This is a genomic window from bacterium, assembly GCA_036524115.1.
Classification (GTDB): Bacteria; JAUVQV01; JAUVQV01; order JAUVQV01; family DATDCY01; genus DATDCY01.
On the sequence record DATDCY010000012.1, the window covers coordinates 40,670 to 64,111 of the forward strand.

General features: G+C 65.9%; 19 protein-coding genes. 16 read left to right on the forward strand and 3 right to left on the reverse strand.

Going from position 1 to position 23,442, the window contains the following annotated elements; all coding sequences use genetic code 11:
* Nucleotides 1-2: 2 nt before the first annotated feature.
* Nucleotides 3-2,987, reverse strand: a complete 2,985-nt coding sequence (locus tag VI078_00550; GenBank protein HEY5997777.1) for a hypothetical protein — start codon at nt 2,985-2,987, stop codon at nt 3-5.
* 266 nt (nt 2,988-3,253) lie between these two features.
* Here VI078_00550 and VI078_00555 point away from each other — a divergent pair, with 266 nt between their 5' ends.
* The 3 genes from VI078_00555 to VI078_00565 all read left to right on the forward strand — a co-directional run bounded on the left by VI078_00555 (nt 3,254) and on the right by VI078_00565 (nt 7,705).
* Nucleotides 3,254-5,536 (forward strand): tetratricopeptide repeat protein, encoded by a 2,283-nt coding sequence (locus VI078_00555; protein HEY5997778.1) that lies wholly within the window; start codon nt 3,254-3,256, stop codon nt 5,534-5,536.
* A 51-nt stretch (nt 5,537-5,587) separates the two neighbouring features.
* Complete coding sequence (prsR, locus tag VI078_00560) at nt 5,588-6,979, forward strand: PEP-CTERM-box response regulator transcription factor (GenBank protein HEY5997779.1); 1,392 nt, start codon at nt 5,588-5,590, stop codon at nt 6,977-6,979.
* Nucleotides 6,980-7,216: 237 nt separating this feature from the next.
* Nucleotides 7,217-7,705: a PEP-CTERM sorting domain-containing protein gene (locus VI078_00565; protein HEY5997780.1), complete on the forward strand. Its 489-nt coding sequence runs from the start codon at nt 7,217-7,219 to the stop codon at nt 7,703-7,705.
* Nucleotides 7,706-7,808: 103 nt separating this feature from the next.
* Here the strand turns inward: VI078_00565 and VI078_00570 are convergent, their stop codons facing one another.
* A complete protein-coding gene (locus VI078_00570; protein ID HEY5997781.1) occupies nt 7,809-8,390 on the reverse strand; it encodes a hypothetical protein in 582 nt (193 codons plus the stop codon).
* 1 nt (nt 8,391) lies between these two features.
* Nucleotides 8,392-9,219: a metallophosphoesterase gene (locus tag VI078_00575; protein ID HEY5997782.1), complete on the reverse strand. Its 828-nt coding sequence runs from the start codon at nt 9,217-9,219 to the stop codon at nt 8,392-8,394.
* A 304-nt stretch (nt 9,220-9,523) separates the two neighbouring features.
* Between VI078_00575 and VI078_00580 the strand changes: the two genes are divergently transcribed.
* From VI078_00580 to VI078_00640, 13 genes are all read left to right on the forward strand, one after another.
* A complete protein-coding gene (locus VI078_00580; GenBank protein ID HEY5997783.1) occupies nt 9,524-10,357 on the forward strand; it encodes an XrtA system polysaccharide deacetylase in 834 nt (277 codons plus the stop codon).
* 8 nt (nt 10,358-10,365) lie between these two features.
* Nucleotides 10,366-12,345, forward strand: a complete 1,980-nt coding sequence (gene asnB, locus VI078_00585; protein HEY5997784.1) for an asparagine synthase (glutamine-hydrolyzing) — start codon at nt 10,366-10,368, stop codon at nt 12,343-12,345.
* Nucleotides 12,346-12,383: 38 nt separating this feature from the next.
* The gene (gene prmC, locus VI078_00590) at nt 12,384-13,238 is read left to right on the forward strand and encodes a peptide chain release factor N(5)-glutamine methyltransferase (protein ID HEY5997785.1); all 855 of its coding nucleotides are present in this window, start codon (nt 12,384-12,386) and stop codon (nt 13,236-13,238) included.
* Between the two features lie 10 nt (nt 13,239-13,248).
* A complete protein-coding gene (locus tag VI078_00595) occupies nt 13,249-13,497 on the forward strand; it encodes an acyl carrier protein (protein HEY5997786.1) in 249 nt (82 codons plus the stop codon).
* A gap of 31 nt (nt 13,498-13,528) precedes the next feature.
* Nucleotides 13,529-15,106, forward strand: a complete 1,578-nt coding sequence (locus VI078_00600) for an AMP-binding protein (GenBank protein ID HEY5997787.1) — start codon at nt 13,529-13,531, stop codon at nt 15,104-15,106.
* Complete coding sequence (locus VI078_00605; protein ID HEY5997788.1) at nt 15,090-16,106, forward strand: hypothetical protein; 1,017 nt, start codon at nt 15,090-15,092, stop codon at nt 16,104-16,106. Before VI078_00600 ends, VI078_00605 begins: the two co-directional genes overlap by 17 nt.
* Before the next feature lie 27 nt (nt 16,107-16,133).
* The gene (locus VI078_00610; GenBank protein HEY5997789.1) at nt 16,134-17,165 is read left to right on the forward strand and encodes a FemAB family XrtA/PEP-CTERM system-associated protein; all 1,032 of its coding nucleotides are present in this window, start codon (nt 16,134-16,136) and stop codon (nt 17,163-17,165) included.
* Between the two features lie 7 nt (nt 17,166-17,172).
* Nucleotides 17,173-17,421, forward strand: coding sequence for an acyl carrier protein (locus VI078_00615; protein HEY5997790.1), 249 nt, complete (start codon nt 17,173-17,175; stop codon nt 17,419-17,421).
* Between the two features lie 5 nt (nt 17,422-17,426).
* On the forward strand, nt 17,427-18,254 hold the full coding sequence (locus VI078_00620; protein HEY5997791.1) for an alpha/beta fold hydrolase: 828 nt from the start codon (nt 17,427-17,429) through the stop codon (nt 18,252-18,254).
* Nucleotides 18,255-18,262: 8 nt separating this feature from the next.
* Nucleotides 18,263-19,132: a hydrolase 1, exosortase A system-associated gene (locus tag VI078_00625; GenBank protein ID HEY5997792.1), complete on the forward strand. Its 870-nt coding sequence runs from the start codon at nt 18,263-18,265 to the stop codon at nt 19,130-19,132.
* Complete coding sequence (locus VI078_00630; GenBank protein ID HEY5997793.1) at nt 19,092-20,780, forward strand: acyl-CoA ligase (AMP-forming), exosortase A system-associated; 1,689 nt, start codon at nt 19,092-19,094, stop codon at nt 20,778-20,780. The genes VI078_00625 and VI078_00630 overlap by 41 nt, the downstream gene beginning before the upstream one ends.
* Before the next feature lie 116 nt (nt 20,781-20,896).
* Complete coding sequence (locus tag VI078_00635) at nt 20,897-22,009, forward strand: type III PLP-dependent enzyme (protein HEY5997794.1); 1,113 nt, start codon at nt 20,897-20,899, stop codon at nt 22,007-22,009.
* Nucleotides 22,009-23,439, forward strand: a complete 1,431-nt coding sequence (locus VI078_00640) for a GNAT family N-acetyltransferase (GenBank protein HEY5997795.1) — start codon at nt 22,009-22,011, stop codon at nt 23,437-23,439. The genes VI078_00635 and VI078_00640 overlap by 1 nt, the downstream gene beginning before the upstream one ends.
* The last annotated feature ends 3 nt before the right edge of the window (nt 23,440-23,442 follow it).

Sequence of the window (23,442 nt, forward strand, 5' to 3'; positions counted from 1 at the left end):
CTCTAGGGGAAGACGGTCGCCTCCTCGCAGTAGAAGTTGTCGAAGAAGGTCTCCACCTGGGAGGCGCCGAGCCCGAGCCAGCCGGCGACCGCCCTCTTGAACTTGAAGGCGCCCTTCAGCCTGCCGTCGAGGTAGACCCGCACGTACCCGGCGGAGTCCAGGTCGGCGCGCAGCCGGTACCACCTGCCGACGACCGTCGGCACGAAAATCGTCTTCTTGATCCCGCCGGCTTCCGTCCCGAGATACCCGGCCTGCCCGACGACGATCCTGCCGGGCAGCAGCTTCACGTACCGGTAGCGCTGGTGGTCACTCTGGTACGCGAAGAGGAGGCTGGCGTTGGCCGCGGAGCCCCCGCCCGAGAGCTTCGTCTTTATCTCGAACTTGCCCGTCAGGAACGCGCTGAAGTTGTTGTTGACGACGCGGTTGTCCACGTTCGCCGTGGACGCCAGCTGCTTGGCGCTGTTCACGCGCCAGCTCGCGTACCGGTAAGGGAGCCAGTCCGGGTCGCCGGCGTCGCTGCCGTCGGTGAAGTCGTCGCGGTGGATGATCGGCGCGGCGATGAACGAGAACCAGGTGAACGGGCCCGGGACCGGTCCGCCCGGCGTCAACGCGACCACCCGCCAGTAGTACGTGTTGCCGGCGACCTTCTCCGGGAAGATGCGCGAGTTCGTCGCGATCGTGTCCAGCAGCGTCAGCGGCGCCAGCGGGTCCGTGCCGTAGTAAAGCTCGTAGCCGGTCGCGCCGGCGACGGCGTCCCACATGAACTTTGTCTCCGAGGTCACCACGGACGAGCCCTGCGGCGGGAATGCGTTGTAGATGCCCGGGGCAGGGGAGGCGGCGGACGTCGAGAAGACCACCGAGTAATAGCCGGTCGAATCCAGGTTGTTGTCGCTCACGACGAGTGTGTAGAGCCCCCGCTGCAGGAGCGTGTGACTCAGCTTCTGCGGCATCAGCGACCCGGTGGCGGACGCCTCGATTGCCCCGCCGCCGGGGGGGTAGAGGTAGATCTCCGGCTGCACGCTCGAGTAGGCATAGGCCGCAGCCGTGAGGGTGATCCGGTCGCCGGGGCGGCCGTAGAAGTGGTAGACATCCTGGTCCGCGCCATAGTGGAACGCGCCGACCTTCACTTCCTTGTGCGCGATCATGCCGCCGTCGTTGTCATCCGCGTTGTCCGACGGGGAGATGCCCCCGGGGATCTGAACCAGCGAGAAGGCGTACGTGCCCGAAGCGTTCAGGCCGGCGTCGCTGATCACCACCGAGTAGACGCCGGTCTCCTGCAGCTGCCAATTCTCGCGCGTCGCCCTCGTCACCGGCAGAGAGGACTGCTCGAGGTTGCCTCCGGGCGCGTACAGGCGTATCTGCGGCTCGAGACCGGAGGAAGGCGACGAGGCGGCCACGGCGACCGTGGTCCCTGCCGTGCCGTAGAAGAGATAGACGTCGGTGTCCGCCTGATAGCTGAGCACTCCGGCCTTGGTTCCGCCGGACATGATCGTGCCGCCGTCCGCATCGCCCGCCGAGGTGACGGCCCCCGGTATCGTCACGAGCGCGATCGCGTACCACCCTTCGGCGTCGAGGTTGAAGTCGCTCACAACGGCCGTGTAGGTTCCGCTCTGCGCGGGCAACCGCTGCTCCAGCCACTGCGAGTCCTTGCTGCCGATTGCCTGCGCGACAAAGGACCCGTCGGGCGCATAGAATCGAATCTCGGGCTGCACGCCGCCGGTGTTCTCGGCCGTCGTCAGGATCACCATCTCACCGCCCTGGGCGTCGAACTGGAAGATGTCGGTGTCGGAGCGGTTCGAAAGGTACCCGAGCTTCGTCTCGCCCGAGGCGATGATCCCGCCGTCGGCGTCGTCCGCCGAAGCGGCCGCGCCCGGGATCTTCGCCAGGGACAGCGAGTACCACCCCTCGGCGTTCAAGCCGTAGTCGCTCACGAGGATCGTGTAGGTCCCGCTCGCTGCGGCGACCGCGTCAAGCAGATGACCGGACGTGCTGCCGAGACTCGAGGCCTCGAGTGCGCCCCCCGCCGGCGGGTACAGGTAGAACTCCGGCTGGACACCGCTCCCCGAGAGTGGCGCTGTCGTGATGACGATCCGGTCGCCGGCGGTCGCCGCGAACTGAAAGAGGTCGCTGTCCACCGCGGGCGAGAGGTAGCCGAGCTTCGTCTCGCCCGAAGCGATCGGGCCGCCATCGCCGTCCGTCGCCGACGCGGCGTCGCCGGGGATCTTGGCGAACGAAAGCGTATAGCTGCCGTAATTGTTCATGCCATAGTCGCTGACGAGCAGCGTGTACTTCGTGCCGCCGGCGGCTGGCCCGAGGCGGTAATCCACGCGGCGGGTGCTGAGGTTCCCGGTTCCGGGAAAGTCCGCCGCGGGGCCACCGCCGCCGGGGGGGAACAGGTACAGCTCCGGCTGCGGACCGGAGCCGGAAACGGTGACGACGATGCGATCATCGGGCGATCCGTCGAACTGGAAGCAGTCCATGTCGGCGTTCCCCGTGATCGACCCGCCGACACTCTGGCCCGAGGAGACGGGACCGCCGTCGGGATCCACGGCCGAGGCGAGCAGACCGGGGTCGATGGCGGCCGCGCTCACGTTCGTGAAGGCGATCGAGTAATACCCGTCGTTGTTGGCGCCGTTGTCGCGCACGGTGATTGTGTACTCGCCGTCCGCCGGGAGCTGGTGCGTCAAGCGGAACATGCTGAACGAGCCCGTCGCGGACGCGATGGCCGGCGCCGGGCCCGGCCCTGCGAGGACGATCTCCGGCTGCACGCCGCCGCTGCCGTCCTGGGCCGTGGCGACCACGACCCGGTCCCCGGCGGAGCCGGTGAACGTCCAGGTCTCCTCCCGGTTGTTCCCTCCGGTGCCGCCCAGGAGAAGGCCGGAGCGGGTCTCGCCCGAGGCGATGCCCGCCGCCTCGGCGCTGGCGGGGCCCAAGGTGCCCAGGACGGCGATGACGGCGATCAGCCGGAACGGGACGCGGTGCAGCATGACAGACAGTTCCTCCCTGGCGTTGGGACGCTCTAGGCCGAAACGACGCAAAGATCCCTCGATTCTCGCGTTTCCTATTAACGCAATAATCATGTGGCCGGCCTCGCATGTCAAGGGGACGCTCTTGATCGATGCCCGGACTTCACCGGGGCGAACCCGCATTTGCCGCGCTGGAGCGTCGCGCTTCATGATAAGAGAGTGAACAAAGTTGATATCAGGGGACCGATTTGGTAAGAATGTCCGCAAATCAATTCAGAGGAGCAATCATGCACGGTCAGGTGCGGAAGGTTTCGCTGTGTCTCCTCGTCGCGATGGCATTCTCTCTCCTTCCGGGGTGCAGTTCAGAGCAGAAGAAGGCGAAGCATCTCAAGCGGGGCGAGGCCTACCTGGCGGAGTCGAAGGTGCGCGAGGCGATCATCGAGTTCCGGAACATGCTGCAGATCGACTCCCGGGACGCACTCGCGTACTACAAGCTCGGCCTGGCGTATCTCATGACCGGACAGGTCAAGGAGGCGTACGCCGATCTCTCGCGGAGCGTGGAATTGAACGCGGAGAACGTCGACGCGCAGCTCAAGCTCGCGGGCATTCTGCTCTCCGCCGGAGAGACCGGAAAGGCCAGAGAGAAGGTGACGCTCGTGCTGGCGAAGGAGCCGGGCAACGTCGAAGGGCACCTGCTGATGAGCGGGGTCGACGCCGCCTCAAAGGACATCGACGGCGCGATCGCCGAGGCGAAGAAGGCAGTCGAGCTCGACCCCAAGCGGATGCAGTCCTCCATACGGCTGGCCGAGCTGTATGCGGCCGCGCGCCAGACGGCCAAGGCCGAGGAGACGCTGAAGGCCGCGCTCGGCGTCGACGCGAACTCGCCGGAGGCGCACGCCGCTTACGGCGAGTTTCTGCGGGTCACGGGTCGCGTGGACGAAGCCGAGACGCAGTTCAAACGCGTGGTGGAACTTCAGCCCCAGAAGGCCGAGTCGCACGTCCTGCTCGCACGTTTCTACATCGCGACGCGGCGGCCCGAGCCGGCGGGAAAGGCGCTGGCCGCGGCCATCGCGGCCGAGCCGAAGAACCCGATGCCCTACTTCACCCTCGCCGACTTCCAGCGCGCGCAGGGAAGCAGCGCCGAAGCCGAGGCGACGCTGCGCAAGGTCCTGGAATTCGACGCGGGGAACGCCCGCGCTCTCGGGACGATCGGGGAGGCCGCCCTGCTGCGCGGGAGGCCCGACGAGGCCGCCGCCACGGTCGAGGAGCTGCTCAAGCGCAACCCGAGCGACCCCCAGGGGCTGCTGCTCAAGGGCAGGATCGCCATGGGACGCGGCCAGTACCGGGAGGCCTTGGACACGTTCCAGGCTGCCACCAAGGCCGCGCCGAACTTTGCGCCCGGGTGGTACTCGCTGGCGCTGGCCCACTTCGCGAACAAGGATGCGGAGCAGGGGAGGGCAGCGCTGCAGGAGGCGCTCAAGGTCGCGCCCGACTACCGCGAGGCGCGGTTGACTCTCGCGGATCTCGCGCTCAAGTCGAAGAACTTCGACGCGGCGCTCGAGGAAAGCAGCAGAGTCCTCGAGAAGGACCCCGACAACTACCAGGCGCGGTTGATCGCGGGCAGCGCCGCCTATTGGAAGAAGGACCTGGTCACGGCCGAGCGGCACTTTCAGGAGCTGTTGCGGATCGACCCGAAGAACCCGAACGGATTCCAGCTGATGGGCAGGCTGGCCGTCGCGAAGGGAAGGCTCGACGAGGCCGCTGCGCAGATGGAGAAGGCGCTCGCGCTCTCACCCGACTTCCTCCCGGCGCTCCAGGACCTCGCGATGCTGGCGATGATGCAGAAGCAGCCCGAGAAGGCGCTCGCCCGCGTGCAAAAGCAGGTCGAGGCGTCGCCGAGGAACCCGGCGTACCACCAGCTTCTCTTCCAGCTCTACGAGCGCGCCGGCAAGCTCGATCTCGCCGAGGCCAGCCTGAGGAAGGCCATGGACCTGGCGCCGGGGAACAACGGTCTCTACGTCGCCCTCGGCTCCTTCTACGGGCGGCACGGCATGATCGACAAGGCGTTGCGGGAGGGGCAGACGGCCGTGGAGAAGCAGCCGGACTCGCTGCAGGCGCGTATGCTGCTTGGCGTCCTGTATGACTCGCGCGGGGAGACGGCCAAGGCCAAGGAGCAGTACGAGGCGGTCCTGCGGATCGACCCGAAGTTCGGTCCGGCGGCGAACAATCTCGCCTGGATCGAGGCCGAGCACGGCGGCAGCCTGGATCGGGCCATGCAGCTTGCGCAGATCGCGCAGGACAAGCTGCCGCAGGACCCGAACGTCGCCGACACCCTCGGCTGGGTCTTCTACAAGATGAACATGTTCTCGCGCGCCGTGACCTCCCTGGAGGAGGCCCGCGAGAAGATCGGCGACAACCCGGTCGTCCGCTATCACCTCGGCATGGCCTACTTCAAGAGCGGCAAGAACGCGCAGGCCGCCGCGGAGTTGAAGAAGGCGCTGGAGCTGAGTTCGGCCTTCGGCGGCGCGGACGAGGCGCGAAAGACACTGGGGGAGATCGGGAGCAAGTAGGATCCGCGCCGGCCTCCATCCATTCGGTGTTGAGAAACAGGGACGTGGTTCATGAGCAAGAACGCCGCAGCGTCTGAGGCGACTCCGTCGAAGCCGAAGCTCCTCGTTGTCGACGACGAGGAGAGCATCCGCACCCAGCTCAAGTGGGCCCTCGCGAAGGAGTACGAGGTCCTTGTCGCGGAGGACCGCCCCCGGGCCCTCGAGGCCTTCCTCGCCCAGCGTCCGGAAGTCGTCATCCTCGACCTCGGGCTGCCACCCAGTCCCGACGCGGTGAGCGAGGGCTTCGCGGCGCTCGAGGCGATGCGTCGCGAGGATGATCTGGTCAAGGTCATCGTCAGCTCCGGCCGCAGCGAGCGCGAGAACGCCCTGCAGGCGATCGGCCGCGGCGCCTACGACTTCCTCCCCAAGCCGGTGCAGGTCGACGAGCTGCGGCTCATCCTTGCCCGTGCGTTCCACGTTGCCCGGCTCGAGAGGGAGTACCGCGAGCTGCAGCAGCAGGTCACGGGCCGCTCCTACGAAGGGATGCTCGGCGCGAGCCCCCAGATGGCCGAGGTGTTCACCGCCATCCGCAAGGTGGCCACCACCGACGCGCCGGTGCTGATCACGGGCGAGAACGGCACCGGCAAGGAGCTGGCGGCGCTGGCGATCCACCGGCTCGGGGCGCGCAAGGACGGCCCGTTCGTCGCGATCAACTGCGGCGCGATCCCGGAGGCGCTCCTCGAGAGCGAGCTGTTCGGCCACGAGAAGGGCGCGTTCACGGGGGCGCACATCCAGCGCAAGGGGCGCGTCGAGCTGGCGCGCGACGGCACGCTCTTCCTCGACGAGATCGGCGACCTCTCCGCGCCGCTGCAGGTCAAGCTCCTGCGCTTTCTCCAGGAGCACCGGATCGAGCGCATCGGCGGCCGCGAGCAGATCGAGGTCGACGTCCGCGTCATCGCCGCCACCAACCGCGACCTCAAGACGGCGATGCGGGAGGGGCGGTTCCGCGAGGACCTCTACTACCGGCTTGGGGTGGTCGTGATCGTCCTGCCGCCGCTGCGCGACCGCGAGGGGGACGTCCCGCTGCTGGCCACGACCATGCTCCAGAGGTTCTCGGCCGAGGCGAAGAAGAAGATCGCCGCCTTCACGCCCCAGGCGTTGCGGGCCATGGAGCGCCACCAATGGCCGGGGAACGTCCGGGAACTGGAGAACCGCGTCAAGCGCGCCGTGATCATGGCCGAGGGGACGAAGATCACGCCGGCTGACCTCGACCTGGACTCCGCCGCCGCGCGCTACGAGGGCACGACGCTCAAGGAGGTGCGCGACGCGGTGGAGAGGGAGTTTGTCCAGCGCGCCCTCAAGCGCCACAACGGCAACGTCACGCGTGCCGCCGCGGAGTTGGACATCAGCCGGCCGACGATGTACGAGCTGATGGAGAAGCTGGGGATTCCTCGCGAGCAGTGATCTCGCTCTTCTTTGAACTGTAAAACTGTCTTACATGTTGCCAGACGGTCGCAGCACCACAAAGGACCTGCATTCTGGCGTCGATCATTTAAAAAGCAATATAATCAATGTGTTAGATTCGCAGATGCCCTACATTTCGGTTTGGCACAACTCATGCAAACATGATTCAGGCAGAGAGCGATGATGACGAAAATGGGACGGTTGGTCTTCGGCGAGCACAGCGAAAGGAGATTGGTTATGAAGAAGAAATGGATGGTGTTGGTGGTGGCCGCCCTGGTCCTGACGCTAGTACCGGTGGGACGCGCGCTGGCGACTACGATAACGCTGGACCTCCACAATAACGATGCTCCGATCTGCGCTCCCGGGACGGAGGGGTGCCCGAATGACGGCACCTATTGGCATTTCGTGATCGCTCCGGACAATGATTGGGCGACCTTCGTCCAGGTGCATCTCAATCTTGGCACCTCGTTCTACGACACATCGCTGTGGATTCAGCCACAGGTCGATCAGGTGTATGTGGCGGTGCCGACGGGGTTCCACTACGACGACCTTCTTGTGAGTGGCAGCACCGCGACCGTTACCTATGCCGGGGATCTTCCTAAGAATGCCAAGTTCGTCCTGAGTCATGTCTGCGTGGCGAGTCAGGTTCCCGAGCCTTCTTCGCTGTTGCTTCTCGGCAGCGGAATCCTCGGCCTGGGCCTGATCCGCCGCCGGCGCCGCGCCTAGATTCGCCGGCCGCTCCGCAGCAACGCCGCCGCCCCTCGCAAGACGGGGCGGCGGTTTCTTTTTGTCTCCCGTCACTTGGATGGCGCTCTCTCCTGATCAGCGCTCAATCCAAACGGACGTCGTCCAGGTAAATGGTCACTGGGGCCCGGGGATTCGCGACGAAGATGAACACGCGGCGGATGGACTCCCGGCGCAGGGGGCGGTGCGAGCCCGAGGTCACGAGCGAGGGCAGGGGGACAGCGATCCGATTGGCCCCCGGAACCAGTGAGAAGGTCCTGTTGAAGCGCTCCGGGAAGTCGGGGTACTCGGCGTCGTCGATGCGAAGCGTCAAGGGGACGTTGTTCGCGGCCGGGTTATACGCGTCGAATCGGAGCAGCCTCCGCCGGGACCAGTCCGGATCGAACGAGGCGAAGGTGATCCCAGGATAGGGCCGCGGATTGCCCGCGCTCGCCGGATAGAGCGTCATTTCCAGACTCGACCGGCCCGATGTTGCGTGCGAGGCAGAGAGGCGATAGATGGCGCCGCACTGCCACTGCAACTCGTCAAGAATGTCGCGCCTCTCGAACTCGTACTCGAATGGCCGTGTACGCTGACAGGCGACCAGGCCGATCGCGACGGTGAGAGCCGTCGCGGTTCGGCGGGTCGTACCTGACGACATGAGGCGACGGACAGCCGGGGCAATCACGCTACGGCCTCCTGAACTCGAAGAGCACGATTTCCGGTGGAGCGCCGAGGCGAAATGGCAGACGAGATGTGCCGATTCCCCGCGTCACGTAGAGGAACTTCTTGTCTTCCCGATACAGACCGGACGGGTGCGACGGGTCCGGCAGCAACCGCAGAAGGCGCCAGGCCCACGTGGGGAGCCAGACTTGGCCGCCGTGGGTGTCGCCGGAGAGGACGAGGATCTCGCGGGCGGCCGCAATTTCCGCAAAACTGGTGGAAGAGTGCGAGAGGACAATTGTCGGACCAGACCCTCGAATCAGGCTACGGAGCCTCGCATCGGGGTGCGAGTGGGCCTTCGGATCGAGTCCCGCAATCCTCAGGGTTCCCGTCCTGGCTGGAATTTCCGCCGCCTGGTCGCGGAGGAAGGTCACGTCATGGCGCGACGTCCGGTCGGGCTCCCCAGGTTCATGACAGAACTCGCAGGACCGGCGCGCGCCGGTCGCATCGGCGTCGCCGAGCACTGCAAAAACCCCTAGGGGGGCGTGCAACCCGGCCAGGAAGGCGAGCGCCTGGTCGTAGGCCCTTCCGCGCGCGCCCCATTCCACGAAATCACCCCCCAGGAGTATCAGGTCGGGCTGGATCTCGTCCAACTGGCGCAGAACCAGGTTGGGCGCCGGGCCTCCGGCATCGCGGAAGTGGAGATCGCTCAAGAAGGCGACCCGGCAGCCGTCGAGTGCCTTGGACAGATCTCCCTCATTGAAGACGATGTTGGTGACACTGATCTGGGTTGGCTCGATAGCCGTCGCGTAGAGGAGGATGGACGCCGCACCGACACCCGCCGCCCATTTCACCCGTGAGCCCATCGCAGCCTGAGGATGCCCGATTCTCCGAGGCAAGGCCAGCAGGCCGCCCGTCTCCAGCGGTGCGCGAGACCCGGAACCGTTGGCGTAACCTTGACTTCCCTTACGCAATTGTCTATTTTGTTTGCGGTTTTGCTTCGGACAGACAGCCATTATTGGGTACCGGGCGGCCGAGGCTCTTGAGCGTCGGCCTGCGGCGGTAGCCCGTCTCGGTTTTCCTTGATCGACTCTGGGCTTACCTTTCAGAACCTCAGCCAGACTCTGATCCGCGCGCTCAGGACAGGAGTCACGCCCTATGATCAACGCACTCAGTGTCGACGTCGAAGACTACTTCCACGTCAGTGCGTTCGAACACAATGTCAATCGATCCGACTGGGATAGGTATCCGCTCCGCGTGGAGAAGAACACCGAGGTTCTTCTCGACCTCTTCGACAGCCACCAGGTGCGGGCTTCGTTCTTTGTGCTCGGTTGGGTCGCGGAACGGGTGCCGGGCCTGGTCAAACGCATTCAGGGCAGGGGGCACGAGATTGCCTGCCACGGATTCGGCCACGAGCGGCTGGACGTCATTGGCCCCCATCGCTTCCGGGAGGATCTGCGCCGCGCCAAGCACGTCCTCGAGGATCAGTGCGGGGCACCCGTCCTTGGCTATCGGGCGCCGAGCTTCTCGATCACGCCCAAGTCGGTCTGGGCCGTCGACATCTTGATCGAAGAGGGCTTTGTCTACGACTCGAGCATCTTCCCCATCCACCACGATGTCTACGGGATGCCTGGGGCCGACCCGGGCATTCACAGTATCAGGCGGGAAGCCGGCATTCTGCGGGAATTCCCGCCGACGACGGTGCCCCTTCTTGGCGGGAAGGTCCGCCTGCCCGCAGCCGGAGGCGGGTACCTGCGGTTGTTCCCCCTTTGGGTGACGCGTCTCGCCATCGACCGCGTCAACGAAGGAGGGCGGCCCGCGGTGCTGTACATGCATCCCTGGGAGTTCGATCCCGAGCAGCCGCGGATCAAGGCGCGCATGAAGTCGCGGTTCCGTCACTACTGCAATTTGCGCACCACCATCCACAAGATGAGATCATTGCTCGGTTCCTATGCCTTCGCCCCGCTGAGACAGGTCCTCGGGTTGAGCTGACGTTCGCCATGTGCGGCATCGCGGGTGTCCTGAACGGCGTTTCGAGAGAGCCGGTGCGCCGTGAACAGCTCCAACACATGATCGGCGTGTTGCGTCACCGGGGGCCGGATGGTTTCGGGTTCTTCCAGGGGGAGGGCGTCGGCCTGGCGCACGCACGCCTGAGCATCATCGACCTCGAGGGAGGCTGGCAGCCGATCCACAACGAGGACAAGAGGGTCTGGATCGTCTTCAACGGTGAGATCTTCAACTACCTCGAGCTGCGGGAAGCCCTGGTGAAACTCGGGCACGTCTTTTACACGCGCTCGGACACGGAGGTGATCGTCCACCTCTACGAGGAGTACGGCATCGATTGCGTGCAGCACCTCAACGGCCAGTTTGCGTTTGCGGTCTGGGACAAGGGGCGGGAGCGACTCTTTCTCGCTCGCGACAGGGTCGGCATCCGGCCGCTCTTCTACACGCGCGTCGGAGGCTCCCTTCTTTTCGCCTCCGAGGTCAAGTCCCTCTTCACGGATCCGCGCGTCAGCCGGACGATCGAGCCGCGCGCGCTCGACCAGGTCTTCACGTTCTGGATGACGGTGCCGCCGCAGACGGCCTTCGCCGGCGTCCAGGAGCTGCCGGCCGGCCACGTCATGGTGGTCGAGAAGGACGTCGAGACGACGGCGTGCTACTGGGACCCGGACTTCCGCCAGGAACAGCCCCCTCGCCGCGAGGCCGAGTACGCCGAGGAGTTGCGGGCGCTGCTCCTCGATGCGACCCGGCTCCAGCTCCGGGCGGACGTGCCCGTGGGCGCCTACCTCAGCGGCGGGCTCGATTCCTCCGTGATCGCCACGCTCGTGCGGAGGTTCAGCGACACGCCCGTGCGCACGTTCTCGGTGAACTTCAGCGATGAAGCCTTCGACGAGCGGGGATACCAGCAGGAGGTCGTCGACCACCTCGGCACGGATCACAGCAGCATCACCTGCACCGGGCGGGACATCGGCGCAGCGTTTCCCGACGTCATCTGGCACGCGGAAAAGCCCATCCTCAGGACAGCGCCGACGCCGCTCATGCTCCTCTCGCGGCTGGTGCGCGAGAGCGGCTACAAGGTGGTGCTCACCGGCGAAGGTTCCGACGAGATTCTGGCCGGCTACGACATCTTCAAGGAAGCAAAGATCCGTCGTTTCCTGGCAAGGGCGCCCGAGTCGACGTTCCGCCCCCTGATCCTCAAGCGCCTGTACCCCTACCTGGAAAAGTCGCCGGTGCGCTCCGTGCGCTACGGGGAGGCCTTCTTCAATGCCGACGTCTCGGGCTACCCGGAGGCCTTCTACGCGCACGTGCCCCGCTGGAACACCACGCGGAAGACCAAGGTCTTCTTCTCCGACCCGCTGAAGTCCGCGCTCCACGGCTACGACAACCTCCAGGCCCTTGCGCCCCTCCTGCACGAGAGATTGCCGCAGTACGATTACCTCTCCCAGGCTCAGTACCTGGAGATCAAGACGCTCCTCTCGGGATACCTGCTCTGCTCCCAGGGGGATCGGATGGCGATGGCGAACTCCGTGGAGGGCCGGTTCCCGTTCCTGGACCACCGGGTCATGGAGTTCTGTTTCGCCCTGCCGCCTGGCCTGCGCATGCGGGCCCTCACGGAAAAGTACCTCCTGAAGAAGAGCGTGCGCGACCTGCTTCCGCAATCGATCACGCGCCGCACGAAGCAACCCTACATGGCGCCGGACGCCCAGAGCTTCTTCCACGCGCAGCCGCTGGACTACGTGGACGATCTCCTTTCCGAGAACCGCCTGCGGCGGGCCGGGTACTTCAATCCAACGGCGGTCGCGATGCTGGCCAAGAAGTGCCGGCAGAGCCAGGTGCTTGGGTTCAAGGACAACATGGCGCTCGTGGGAATTCTCTCGACGATGCTCCTGCACGATCAATTCGTCGAGAACTTCGCCCCGCGCATCAGCCGGATGCAGGGGAATCTCAGGGAGGAGACCCGGTATGCCGTTGAGGTGTAGGCGCAGGTCCGGCATCGAGCTTCGTCGGGAGAGCGGGCATGTATGACCATCTGTGCGAGATCTACGCCCGCTTCAAGGCAGCGGGGGTTGCGGAGCCCTTCAGGGAGGCCGTGCACCTGCTGGACCTTCTGGGCGACGGTTCCCTCCGGAGGATCGACGCGACGGCGGCCGACGGGATGAGCGAATGCCTGGCCGCAATCGAGCAGAGAGGCAAGGGGACCGTGCCCCTGGAGTACCTCGTCGGCAGGGCGGTGTTCATGGGAAACGTGTTCCACTGCACGCCGGACACCCTCATTCCGACCGAGGACACCGATCTGCTTGTCCGGGTGGTCAGCGAACACGCCCGGGGCGCGACGGCACCCGGCAGGCGCCCGACGATCATCGAGATCGGCACCGGCAGCGGGAACATCGCGATCACTCTGGCGCTGGGGCTGGAAGGCGCGAGGATCCTGGCTTCCGACATCAGCGCCGGCGCGGTCGAGGTGGCGCGGCGCAACGTGGCGAAGCATGGGGTCCAGGACCGCGTCAGCCTGTTCTGCGGAGACATGTTTGCCCCTTTCGCCGATCTGGATTGCCGGGGCGCAGTCGATGTGGTGGTCAGCAATCCCCCCTACATTCCCACATCGTCGCTTGCCAGGCTTTCTTCCGAGATCGTGGATCACGAGCCGCTCGTTGCGCTGGACGGCGGACCCTACGGCATCGACATCTACCGGAAGCTGATCGCCGGTGCCCGGGAATTCCTGTCGCCGCAGGGCGTGCTCGTGTTCGAGATCGGGGAGCGGCAGGAGAAGCTGGTGGAGCGATTGCTCAAGAAGACCGGGGGCTACGGGGACATCGCCTGCCACGAGCGGCAGGGCAGCGTCCGCGTGATGAGCGCCCGGAAGAAAACCTAGGAGATCGCACATGCCCGTCAAGGAGGCGCTTCGCACGTTCATCCTCGAGAACTTTCTGTTCGGCCAGGAGAATCCGGACTTCACGGACGGCGCGTCGCTGCTCGAGAACGGCCTGATCGACTCGACGGGCGTACTGGAGCTCGTGGCCTTCGTCGAGGAGAAGTACGGCATCTCGGTGGCCGACGAGGAGCTGCTCCCCGAGAACTTCGACTCCGTCGACAACCTCGCCAACTACGTCGGCAGGAAGAGTGCGGCCTGACCGGACCGGGGCGGGCCAGGGAGCAGTCGGCGTGAGACAGACCCTCGTCAACCATTTCCTCGAGCACAGCGCCGGGAAGTTCCCGGAGAAGGTCGCGCTGCTCTGTCATGGGCAGCGGCTCACGTACGCGGAGCTGAACGGCAGGGCGGATGCCCTTGCCGCGGCGCTGGCGGGGGCCGGCGTCGTCCGCGGCGACAGGGTCGCGGTGTTCATGGACAACTCCGTCGAGGCCGTGGTGTCCATCTTCGCCACGATGAAAGCCGGGGCGGCCTTCATGGTCGTCAACCCCACGACGAAGGCCGAGAAGCTCGAGTACATCCTGAACAACAGCCGGGCGCGTGTCCTCGTCACGCAGACGCCGCGGCGGGCCGTCGCCAGCCGCGTTTCCAGCCCGCACCTCGAGACGGTCATCCTCGCGGGGAAGGCCGGCGCGGACGTGGCCGCCTTTGCCGGGGCGAGACTCCTTTCCTTCGAGGATGCAGTGGCCGCAGCTCCGGCGGGTGGCCTCGTGTCGCCCTGCATCGATCTCGACCTCGCCGGCGTCATCTACACCTCGGGTTCGACGGGGAACCCGAAGGGGGTGATGCTCTCGCACCTGAACATGGTCTCGGCGGCGGATTCCATCACGACCTATCTCGAGAACACACCCGACGACGTCATCGTCAACGTGCTGCCGCTGGCCTTCGACTACGGCCTCTACCAGGTGCTCATGGCCTTCAAGATCGGCGGCACGGTCGTGCTGGAGAGGTCCTTCACGTACCCGTACGAGATCATCGAGCTCATGATCCGGGAGAAGGTCACGGGCTTCCCGGGAGTTCCCACCATCTTTGCCATCCTTCTCGGACTGAAGGACCTGCCGAAGTGGGACCTCAGCTCTCTGCGCTACATGACCAACACCGCGGCCGCGCTGCCCGCGAGTCACATCAGGCGGCTGCGGGAACTGTTCCCGGCCGTGCGGCTCTACTCGATGTACGGTCTCACCGAGTGCAAGCGGGTGTCGTATCTGCCGCCCGCGGAGCTGGACCGCCGGCCGCACTCCGTTGGCCGGGGAATGCCGAACGAGGAGGTGTACATCGTCGACGAGCAGGGAAACCGCGTCGGGCCCGGCGTGGTCGGCGAACTGGTCGTCAGGGGCGCCAACGTCATGCTCGGCTACTGGGAGCTGCCCGAGGAGACGGCGGCCTGCATCCGGCCGGGCAAGTACCCCGGGGAGCGCGTCCTGTACACCGGCGATCTCTTCAAGACCGACGAGGAGGGTTTCCTCTACTTCGTCGCGCGGAAGGACGACATCATCAAGAGCCGCGGCGAGAAGGTGAGCCCCAAGGAGGTCGAGAACGCGCTGTACGGGCTCGATGGGGTCCTCGAGGCGGCCGTCATCGGTGTCCCGGACGACATCCTCGGCGAGGCGGTCAAGGCGTTCGTCGTCCCCGAGGCCGGTGCCGCGCTGACCGAGAGGGACGTCCTCAAGCACTGCGCCGCGCATCTCGAGAACTTCATGGTTCCAAAGGCGGTCGAGATCATGAAGTCGCTGCCGAAGACCTCGACCGGCAAGATCAGCAAGAAGGAACTCAAATCAGGAGACTTCGCCCGCCATGAAAATCTGCACTAACTGTATCCTCCCCGAGACGTTCCCCGGCATCCGGTTCGACGAGCAGGGGGTCTGCACGCACTGCCAGCAGTTCGTCGGGCGGTCCGGCAAGCTCGGCGAGGACAAGGCGAAGTACGCGCTCAAGTTCGCGCAGCTGCTGGAGCAGCTCGGCCGGGACGGCAGGCGCGAGCGGCGCACCCACGACGTCCTCATGGCCTTCAGCGGCGGCAAGGACTCGACATACACGCTGGCGCTCCTCAAGGAGAAGTACGGTCTGCGCATCCTCGCGGTCAGCTACGACAACGGCTTCATCGCGCCGCGGGCCGTGGAGAATATCAGGAACGTCACCGAGCGGCTCGGCGTCGACCACGTCCTCTTTAAGCCGCGGTGGGACCTGCTGCGCACGATCTTCGCGGCCGCGGCAGAGGAGGAGCTCTACTCGAAGAAGACGCTCGAGCGCGCGAGCACGATCTGCACCTCGTGCATCGGGCTGGTGAAGACCGCGTGCCTGAAGATGGCGATCGAGCAGGACATCCCGATGATCGGCTTCGGCTGGTCCCCGGGGCAGGCGCCCGTGCAGTCGTCGATCATGCAGACGAACCCGGCGCTGCTGCGGATGACCCAGCAGGCGATCGTCGGACCGCTGAAGCGGGTGGCGGGGGAGGACGTCGGCGCCTACTTCCTGAGCGAGAAGCACTTCGCGGCGCCGGAGAAGTTCCCGTGGAACGTGCACCCGCTGGCCTGGGAGGAGTACGACGAGGGCAAGATCTTCGCGGCGATCGGCAAGCTCGGCTGGCAGGCGCCGCGGGACACCGACAGCAACTCGACGAACTGCCTCCTGAATGCCTTCGCCAACGACATCCACCTGCGGCGGTACGGCTTCCACCCCTACATCTGGGAGATCGCCAACATGGTGCGCGAGGGGGTCATCCCGCGGGCCGAGGGGCTGCGCAAGTTCGAGGAGCCGGTGCCGCCGGAGTGGATCCGCGCCGCCAGGGAGAAGCTCGGGCTGCCGGCCTGAGCCGCGCGGCCAAGGCCCGAGGTTGCCGTGGAGGTCCGCGCCGCGGTCGCCGACGACGCAGAGCGATGGGACTGCTATGTCGACGGGAGCCCCGCGGCGGCGGCCTACCACCGGTTCGGCTGGAAGGGCGTCGTCGAAAGGAGCTTCGGCCACAGGACGCACTACCTCCTCGCCGAAAGTGGGGGCGGCGTGGCGGGAGTGCTCCCGCTGGTTCGGCTCAAGAGCAGGCTCTTCGGCAACTTCCTGGTGTCGATGCCGTTCGTCACCTACGGTGGCGTCTGCGCCGACGACCAGGAGGCGAGGGTCGCACTGCTCCGGGAGGCTGTGAACATCGCCCGGCGGGAGAACGCCTCTCACATCGAGCTGCGGCACAGGGAACCGCTCGACCTCGGGCTGCCGGCCAAGACTGCAAAAGTGTCGATGCACCTCGGGCTCCCCGACAGCGCCGACCACCTGCTGAAGTCTTTCGACGCGAAACTCAGGAGCCAGATCCGCAGGCCGGCAAAGGACGGGATGACGGTCCGCTCCGGCCGCGCCGACGAGTTGGACGCCTTCTACGACGTATTTGCGGCCAACATGCGCGACCTGGGAACCCCGGTCTATGCGAAGGACTTCTTCAGGAACATCCTCGAGGAGTTCCCCGACAGCACCTGGATCCGTACGGTCTACACCAGGGACGGGGAGCCGGCGGCGTCGGGCTTTCTTCTCGGCTTCAAGGACACCCTGGAGATACCCTGGGCCTCCTCCGTGCGGCGGTTCAACAGGAGCAGCCCGAACACCCTTCTCTACTGGAGCGTCCTGGCGTTCGCCTGCGAGCAGGGGTATGCAACGTTCGATTTCGGGCGCTCGACGCCGGGCGAGGGCACGTACCGTTTCAAGGAGCAATGGGGCGCCCGTCCCGTTCAGCTCTATTGGCATTACTGGCTCGACGGCGGCGGGGCGCTGCCCGAGATCAATCCGAGGAACCCGAAGTACCGGGCCGCCATTGCCTGTTGGAAGCGGCTCCCCGTGGGCCTCACCACGCTGCTGGGGCCGAGGATCGTGAAGAACTTGCCGTGAGGTGGACATGAGCGACGCCGTGCAGACACAGGTGGTGGACGTGGTCGTGGGCACCGTCGGGAGCGGGCTGAAGCGCGAGACGGTCACGCCCGAGACGAAGTTGGTCGGCAACGTGCTCGACTCCATGGCGGTCATGAACCTGATCATGTCCCTCGAAGATCATTTCGGATTTTCGTTCCGGGACGAAGAACTCTCCGCCGAGGCGTTCGAGACCGTCGCGACGTTGACAGCGCTCGTCAGGAGCAAGCTGGCCTAGCCGGCATGGGCGAGAGTCTGGAAAAGATCTTCTTCTTTCGGGGGAGCGAGCGCCGCCGGCTGCTCGGCGTTCTCTACCGGCCGCCCGGCGGCCAGTCCCGGGCCACGGGCATCGTGTACTGCCACCCGTTCGCCGAGGAACAGAACATGGCCCACGCCGTGGCGGTGAAGGCGTGCCGGTCGTTCAGCGAGCAGGGCTTCCCCGTGCTGCGGTTCGACATGAGCGGCTCCGGCGACAGCGAGGGGACGCTCGAGGACGTGACGGTCTCCTCTTGGATGGAGGACCTCCAGGCGGCGGTCAAGGTTCTCAAGGCCGAGGCGAACGTCGACCGGGTCGCGCTGTGGGGGCTCAGGCTCGGCGGCGGCCTGGCCCGGCTGCACGCGTGCGACGATGACTCCGTGCACTCGCTGATCTTGTGGGAGCCGGTGCTCGATCTCTCCCTCCACATCAGGCAGTTCCTGCGCAGGAGCACGGTTTCGAGAATCATGGCAAACGATGCCGGGGGGAGCGCTCCCGTTCCGACCGACGGTCAGTTCGCCAAGGGGCATACGATGTCGGTCATCGGCTACCCGGTCGCGCCGGCATTGTTCGACAGCTTCTGTGCCGTCGGGCAACAGCCCCTGCGCTGTCCGACCGACCGGCCGACCCTGGTCCTTTCAATCTCGTTGTTCGACAAACCGAGCGCGACGATGGCGGGGATGATGGGCGTCCTCGGTTCAGGCGCCGCCGTCCGGTGCGATCACATCGAGGCGGAACCGTTCTGGGACCGCTATTTCCGCTGGGAGTGCCCCGCGCCGATTCAGCACTCCCTGCAGTGGCTCGGGGAACGGTAGCGCAGGAGATGGAGCAGCCGGTTCAGTTCTCGGCCAACGGCAGGCAGTTGTTCGGCATCCTTCACATCCCCGACGGACCCGCCTCCCCGGTCGACACGGTCGTCATGGTGACCGGGGGACCGCAGACGAGGTACGGCAGCCACAGGTTGTACGTGCTCCTCGCGAGGTACCTCTGCGAACGCGGCGTGGCGGTCCTGCGATTCGACTACGAGGGCATGGGGGACAGCGAGGGGGAATTCGTTGGGGCCGCCGGCGCGGCCGGTTCGATCGAGGCGGCCCTTGCCTACATCGACTCGGCGGTCGTCAACCGCGGCCGGAAGATCGTCTGGTCGCTGTGCGACGGCGCCTCCGCAAGCGCGCACTTCGTTGCTGTGCGCCCCCGGGCGGCGGATGGGGCGGTTCTCTGCAACCCCTATATCCAGAAGGAACTCGTTCAGTATCGCCGGCATTACTACAAGCGGAGATTGCTGCAGAGGGACTTCTGGCGCGACCTGCTGAGAGTCAGGGTGAACGTCGCGGGTGCCTTGTTGGAGGTGTTGACCATTCTTCGCACGGGTGTGTCTCAGCGCATCCGCAAACTGCTTGCCGCAAGGAGCTGGACGAACGAGCCCTTCTCCCTGGATTCGCTGCTCCTGAGCCTGCAGAACATCGAGGTTCCGACGTGGTGCGTGCTCAGCGCGCACGATGACGTGGCCCAGGAGTTTCTCGAAGGGATCTCGTCCGGATTCGGGAAGACGGTGGTCGAAAAGAACCCGAACATACGCATCACCACGATTGCGGCGGCCGATCACACGTTCAGTCTGCCCGGAAACAGCGCTGCCCTGAACGCCGCCACCGTTGCGGCGCTTCAGGCGATGGGATGTCGAACCCTCTCGTGAACGGCCGGGCCGCTGTGAAGAGATGGCGAACCACCGAGGCTTCCGGATGCCGGTGATCAGGGTCGTCGGCGATCTGGCGATACACGCCGGCGAGGCGTGCCCGGACAAGGCCGCAGCGTTCATGCGCGACGACAGCATCACCTACGCGGACGTCCTCGAGCGCAGCCTCAGGCTCGGCGACTTCCTCAGTCGGACGGGCGTCGCGAAGGGCGACAGGGTGTGCTTGTTCCTCGAGAAGCGCTTCGAGAAGGTGATCGCCATCTTCGGGACTGCCCTTGCCGGCGCAGTGGTCGTCCCGATCAGGCGTCTTTCCAGACCCGCACAGGTGCTGCACGTTCTCGGGGACTCCGGGGCGAAGGTGCTCATCACGACCGCTGCCGGCGTCGCGAGTCTCGGGAACCTGCCCGATGGCGCCACCGGCCTCGAGACCGTCGTCAGCATCGGCAAGGTCCCGGATGCCGGGCTTCCCGCCAGGCTCCGGCTCGTCGAATGGGACGACGTCATGCGAAACGCAGCGTGCCCGGGACCGCGGGCGCGCGTGACCGACCGGGACCTTGCCGCGATCCTGTACACGTCCGGCTCGACCGGCAAGCCGAAGGGTGTCGTGCTCAGCCACTTGAACGTCATTGCGGGGACCCAGAAGGTCTCGGAGTATCTGGGGATCAACCCGGACGACCGCCTGCTGAGCATTCTGTCGTTCGGGTTCGACTACGGGTTGAACCAACTGACCACGGCCTTCTTCAACCGGGCGCAGATCGTCTTGCTCGACCATCTCTTTCCGCAGGACATCCTGAATGCGGTCGCGAAGCACCGAGTGACGGGACTGGCGGCGGTGGCGGCGACCTGGATCCAGCTGGTGCAGGCGTCTTGGGAGTCGACCGCGATGCCCCGGCTGCGATACGTCACGAATTCCGGCGGCGCGATACCGCCCCGGATTGTCCAGGAGATCCGGAGGCGCCTCCCGCGGACCAAGATGTTCCTGATGTACGGCCTCACGGAGGCCTTCCGCTCGACGTATCTCGATCCGGACCTCGTCGACCAATACCCGGGCTCCATCGGCAAGGCGATCCCGGGGGAGGAAGTGATGGTCCTCGACGCGAGCGGCGAGCCTGTCGGACCCAACGAGGTCGGCGAACTGGTCCACCGGGGTGTCCTCGTGGCGCAGGGCTACTGGAATGACCCGGAGCTGACAGGCCGCAGGTTTCGCGACAACCCGCGGCAACCCGGCGAGGTGCCGCTGCGCGAAAAGGTGGTGTACTCCGGGGACCGGGTCAGAGTCGATGAACAGGGATATTTGTATTTCGTCGGCAGGGACGACGACATGATCAAGTGCGCGGGCAACAGGATCAGCCCGACGGAAGTGGAAGACGTCCTCTACCGGTGTCACGGCGTCGCCGAGGCCGTGGCCTTCGGCATTCCGCACGAAACGTACGGCCAGACCGTCTATGCGGTGATCGCCCTGACCGGCGAAGGCACCGTCGCGATCGCCGACGTGCTGAAGCACTGCAGGGAGCAGCTGCCGCCCTACATGGTGCCGAGCGGGATCGAGGTCCGACAGAGCCTTGCAAGAAACGACAACGGCAAGATCGACCGGTCCGGGATCCAAAGAGAAGTCCGATCACGCGCCGCGACCGTGGGAGCCCGATGATCGGCAACAGTGCTCTCCAGTCGGCGCTGGCCCACCACGGGCGGAAGGGGCGGACGCTCCTGATCGGCGGCCTGCCGGCGGAGGAGATCGCCGCCAGGTACGGCACCCCGGTCTACGTGTACAGCCGCGAGGCCATGGTCGCCCGGCGGAACAGCCTCCGGGAGGCGCTGCCCGGGGACGTTCGCATTCTCTACGCGGTGAAGGCAAACCCCCACCCGGAGCTGCTCAGCCTGATGGGGGAGCTGTACGACGGCTTCGACGTGTCTTCGCTTGGCGAGATCCGGAAGGCGCTTGACGCGGGCGTGTCGGCCGCGCGGCTGAGCTTTGCGGGTCCCGGGAAGCTCAGGGAGGAACTCGATTTCGCCGTCGGCGCGGGTGTCGGGAGCATCAGCGTCGAAAGCCGCGATGAGATCGAGGCGGTACGGGACATCTGCCGGTGCCAGGGCAGGATGGCCAACATCATGGTCCGCGTCAATCCCATCTTCAGCCTGGCGCAGTCGGGGATGGGCATGGGCGGGCCACGCCAGTTCGGGATAGACGCCGATCAGGTTCCGCCCGTGCTCGATGACATTCGGGGCGACCGCCACCTGAACTTTCAGGGCATCCACGTCTTCTCCGGATCGCAGAACCTCAGCGCGGCCGTCCTCGCCGAACACTTCGCCAATATCGTCCGCTATGCCCTCGATATCTGCGCGGAGAAGGGCATGCCGCTCGCTGCGGTCAATGCCGGCGGAGGCTTCGGCATTCCCTACTTCGCGGGCGACACCGACCTCGACCTCGGCGCGGTCGGGACGGCTATCGGAGCCACGATCGCCGAGGAGAAGGCGCGGTTGGGGAAGACGACGATCACCCTGGAACTGGGCAGGTATCTCGTCGGGGAATGCGGCGTCTATCTCTGCCGGGTGCTCTACCGCAAGGTGTCGCAAGGCACGGTGTTCCTTGTCCTCGATGGCGGCATGCACCACCACCTCGCCGCGTCGGGCAACCTGGGCCAGGGCCTCCGGCGGCGGCCGATGCCCGTCGTGACCGCGAACGACCTGGATGGCGCGGGGGAGAAAGTGACGCTCGTCGGCCCGCTCTGCACCCCATTGGATACCTTCGGGACCGTGGAGATCCCGCGCGCGGACGTCGGGGACCTGGTGGCCGTGATGAATTCCGGCGCGTACGGGCTGTCGGCCAGCCCGGTCAACTTCCTGAGCCGCAGGCCTCCTGTGGAGGCGCTCGTCTGATGATCTCCACGAGGACCGTGACCGATCCGGCAGAGATCGAGCGCTGGGTCCCGGCTTGTTCGGAGCTGGCGAGGACTACCCAAGCCTCCCTGTGTTCTCAGTACCTGGATGTCCCGCTGCTCTGGTGGAAGAGTTTCGCGAACGGAAGCGGGCAGGACACCTACACGGTTCGGGGCGCCAACTTCCTCGGGACGCGCAGTTGGCTCGAAGACATGTTCGTGATACTGGCGTTCGCGGGCGACGAGCTCCTCGGAGCGCTGCCGCTCGCCTCGCAGTCGGTGAAGGTGCGCGGCCGTGCCGTGCCGCGGCGCGTCGTCACGCTTCCGGGAGACTTCCAGTTGATCCCCTACATGGACCTGACGGTCGCCGCGGGCAGGCGGCGGGAGGTCATAGGGGCGCTCCTCGACACCGCGATCGACGGGCTGGGCGACGACGACCTGCTGATGCTGCAGTACCTCCCTGAAACGTCCCCGCACCTCGAGGAGATTGCCGCTCACTTGCGCGCGAAGGCGCCCGCCGGGGTTCGCTACACCGTTGCGACGACGGGGCGCAGGGGCGGCGTCTGGCCATGGAACCTGGAAATCATCGTTTCCTGCCTGAGGCAGCTGCGCGCCAGGGTGACAACGGCCGACCTCCGCGGGCATTTGGACGGGCTGCTCGAGGCGCTCGGCTCATGCCCCAGCACGTCGCTGATCCTCCCCCAGACAAGGAGGACCTTCGAAGAGAAGATTCGTGACGCCCTGGATTGCGTCAGCGCGGACGTCGGTCCGGGCGACGCGACGAGGGTTCTCCAATCTCACCTTGCGGATGCGCCGGATTACTACGGGCGCATCTCCTTGCCGAAGGACGAGGACACGTACCGGGCGTCGCTCGGCAAGGATACACGACGGTATTTCCAGCGCTATGGCCAGGCATTCCGCGAAGCCGGGGGCTCCTTCGAGAAGATCGCGTCCGAGCGCGTGACCGAGCGTGACGTCGACGACTACCTGGCCCTGCACGACAGCCGCTGGCGCGGCGACTCCGCCGTCTTGAAGAACGAGCGCTTGTATCGATTCCATCGCGATCTGTGCGCCCGGCTTGCAGCCAAAGGATTTCTCTCGCTCTTCTTCGCCGTGTATCGCGGCGCGAGGATTGCCGTTCACTCCTGCATCGACATCTGCGGGCGGCGCGAGGGCTACATGATCGGCAGGGACCCGGGCTTCGAGGAAACGAGGGCCGGCCGCCTGCTGTATTTTGAGACGATTCGGGACGCCATCGCCAGCGGGTATCGCACCTACGAGATGGGGCGGGTCTGGTTTGCCTACAAGGCGAGTTTCACCAGGGAGAGCGCCTTGACCAGGAACGTCTTCGTTTCGAAAGCGGGAACCGCACCCGATCTCAACGGGATATTTGGCGGCTACGAATGCATGCTGGCGGTGAGCGAGGCGTGACGC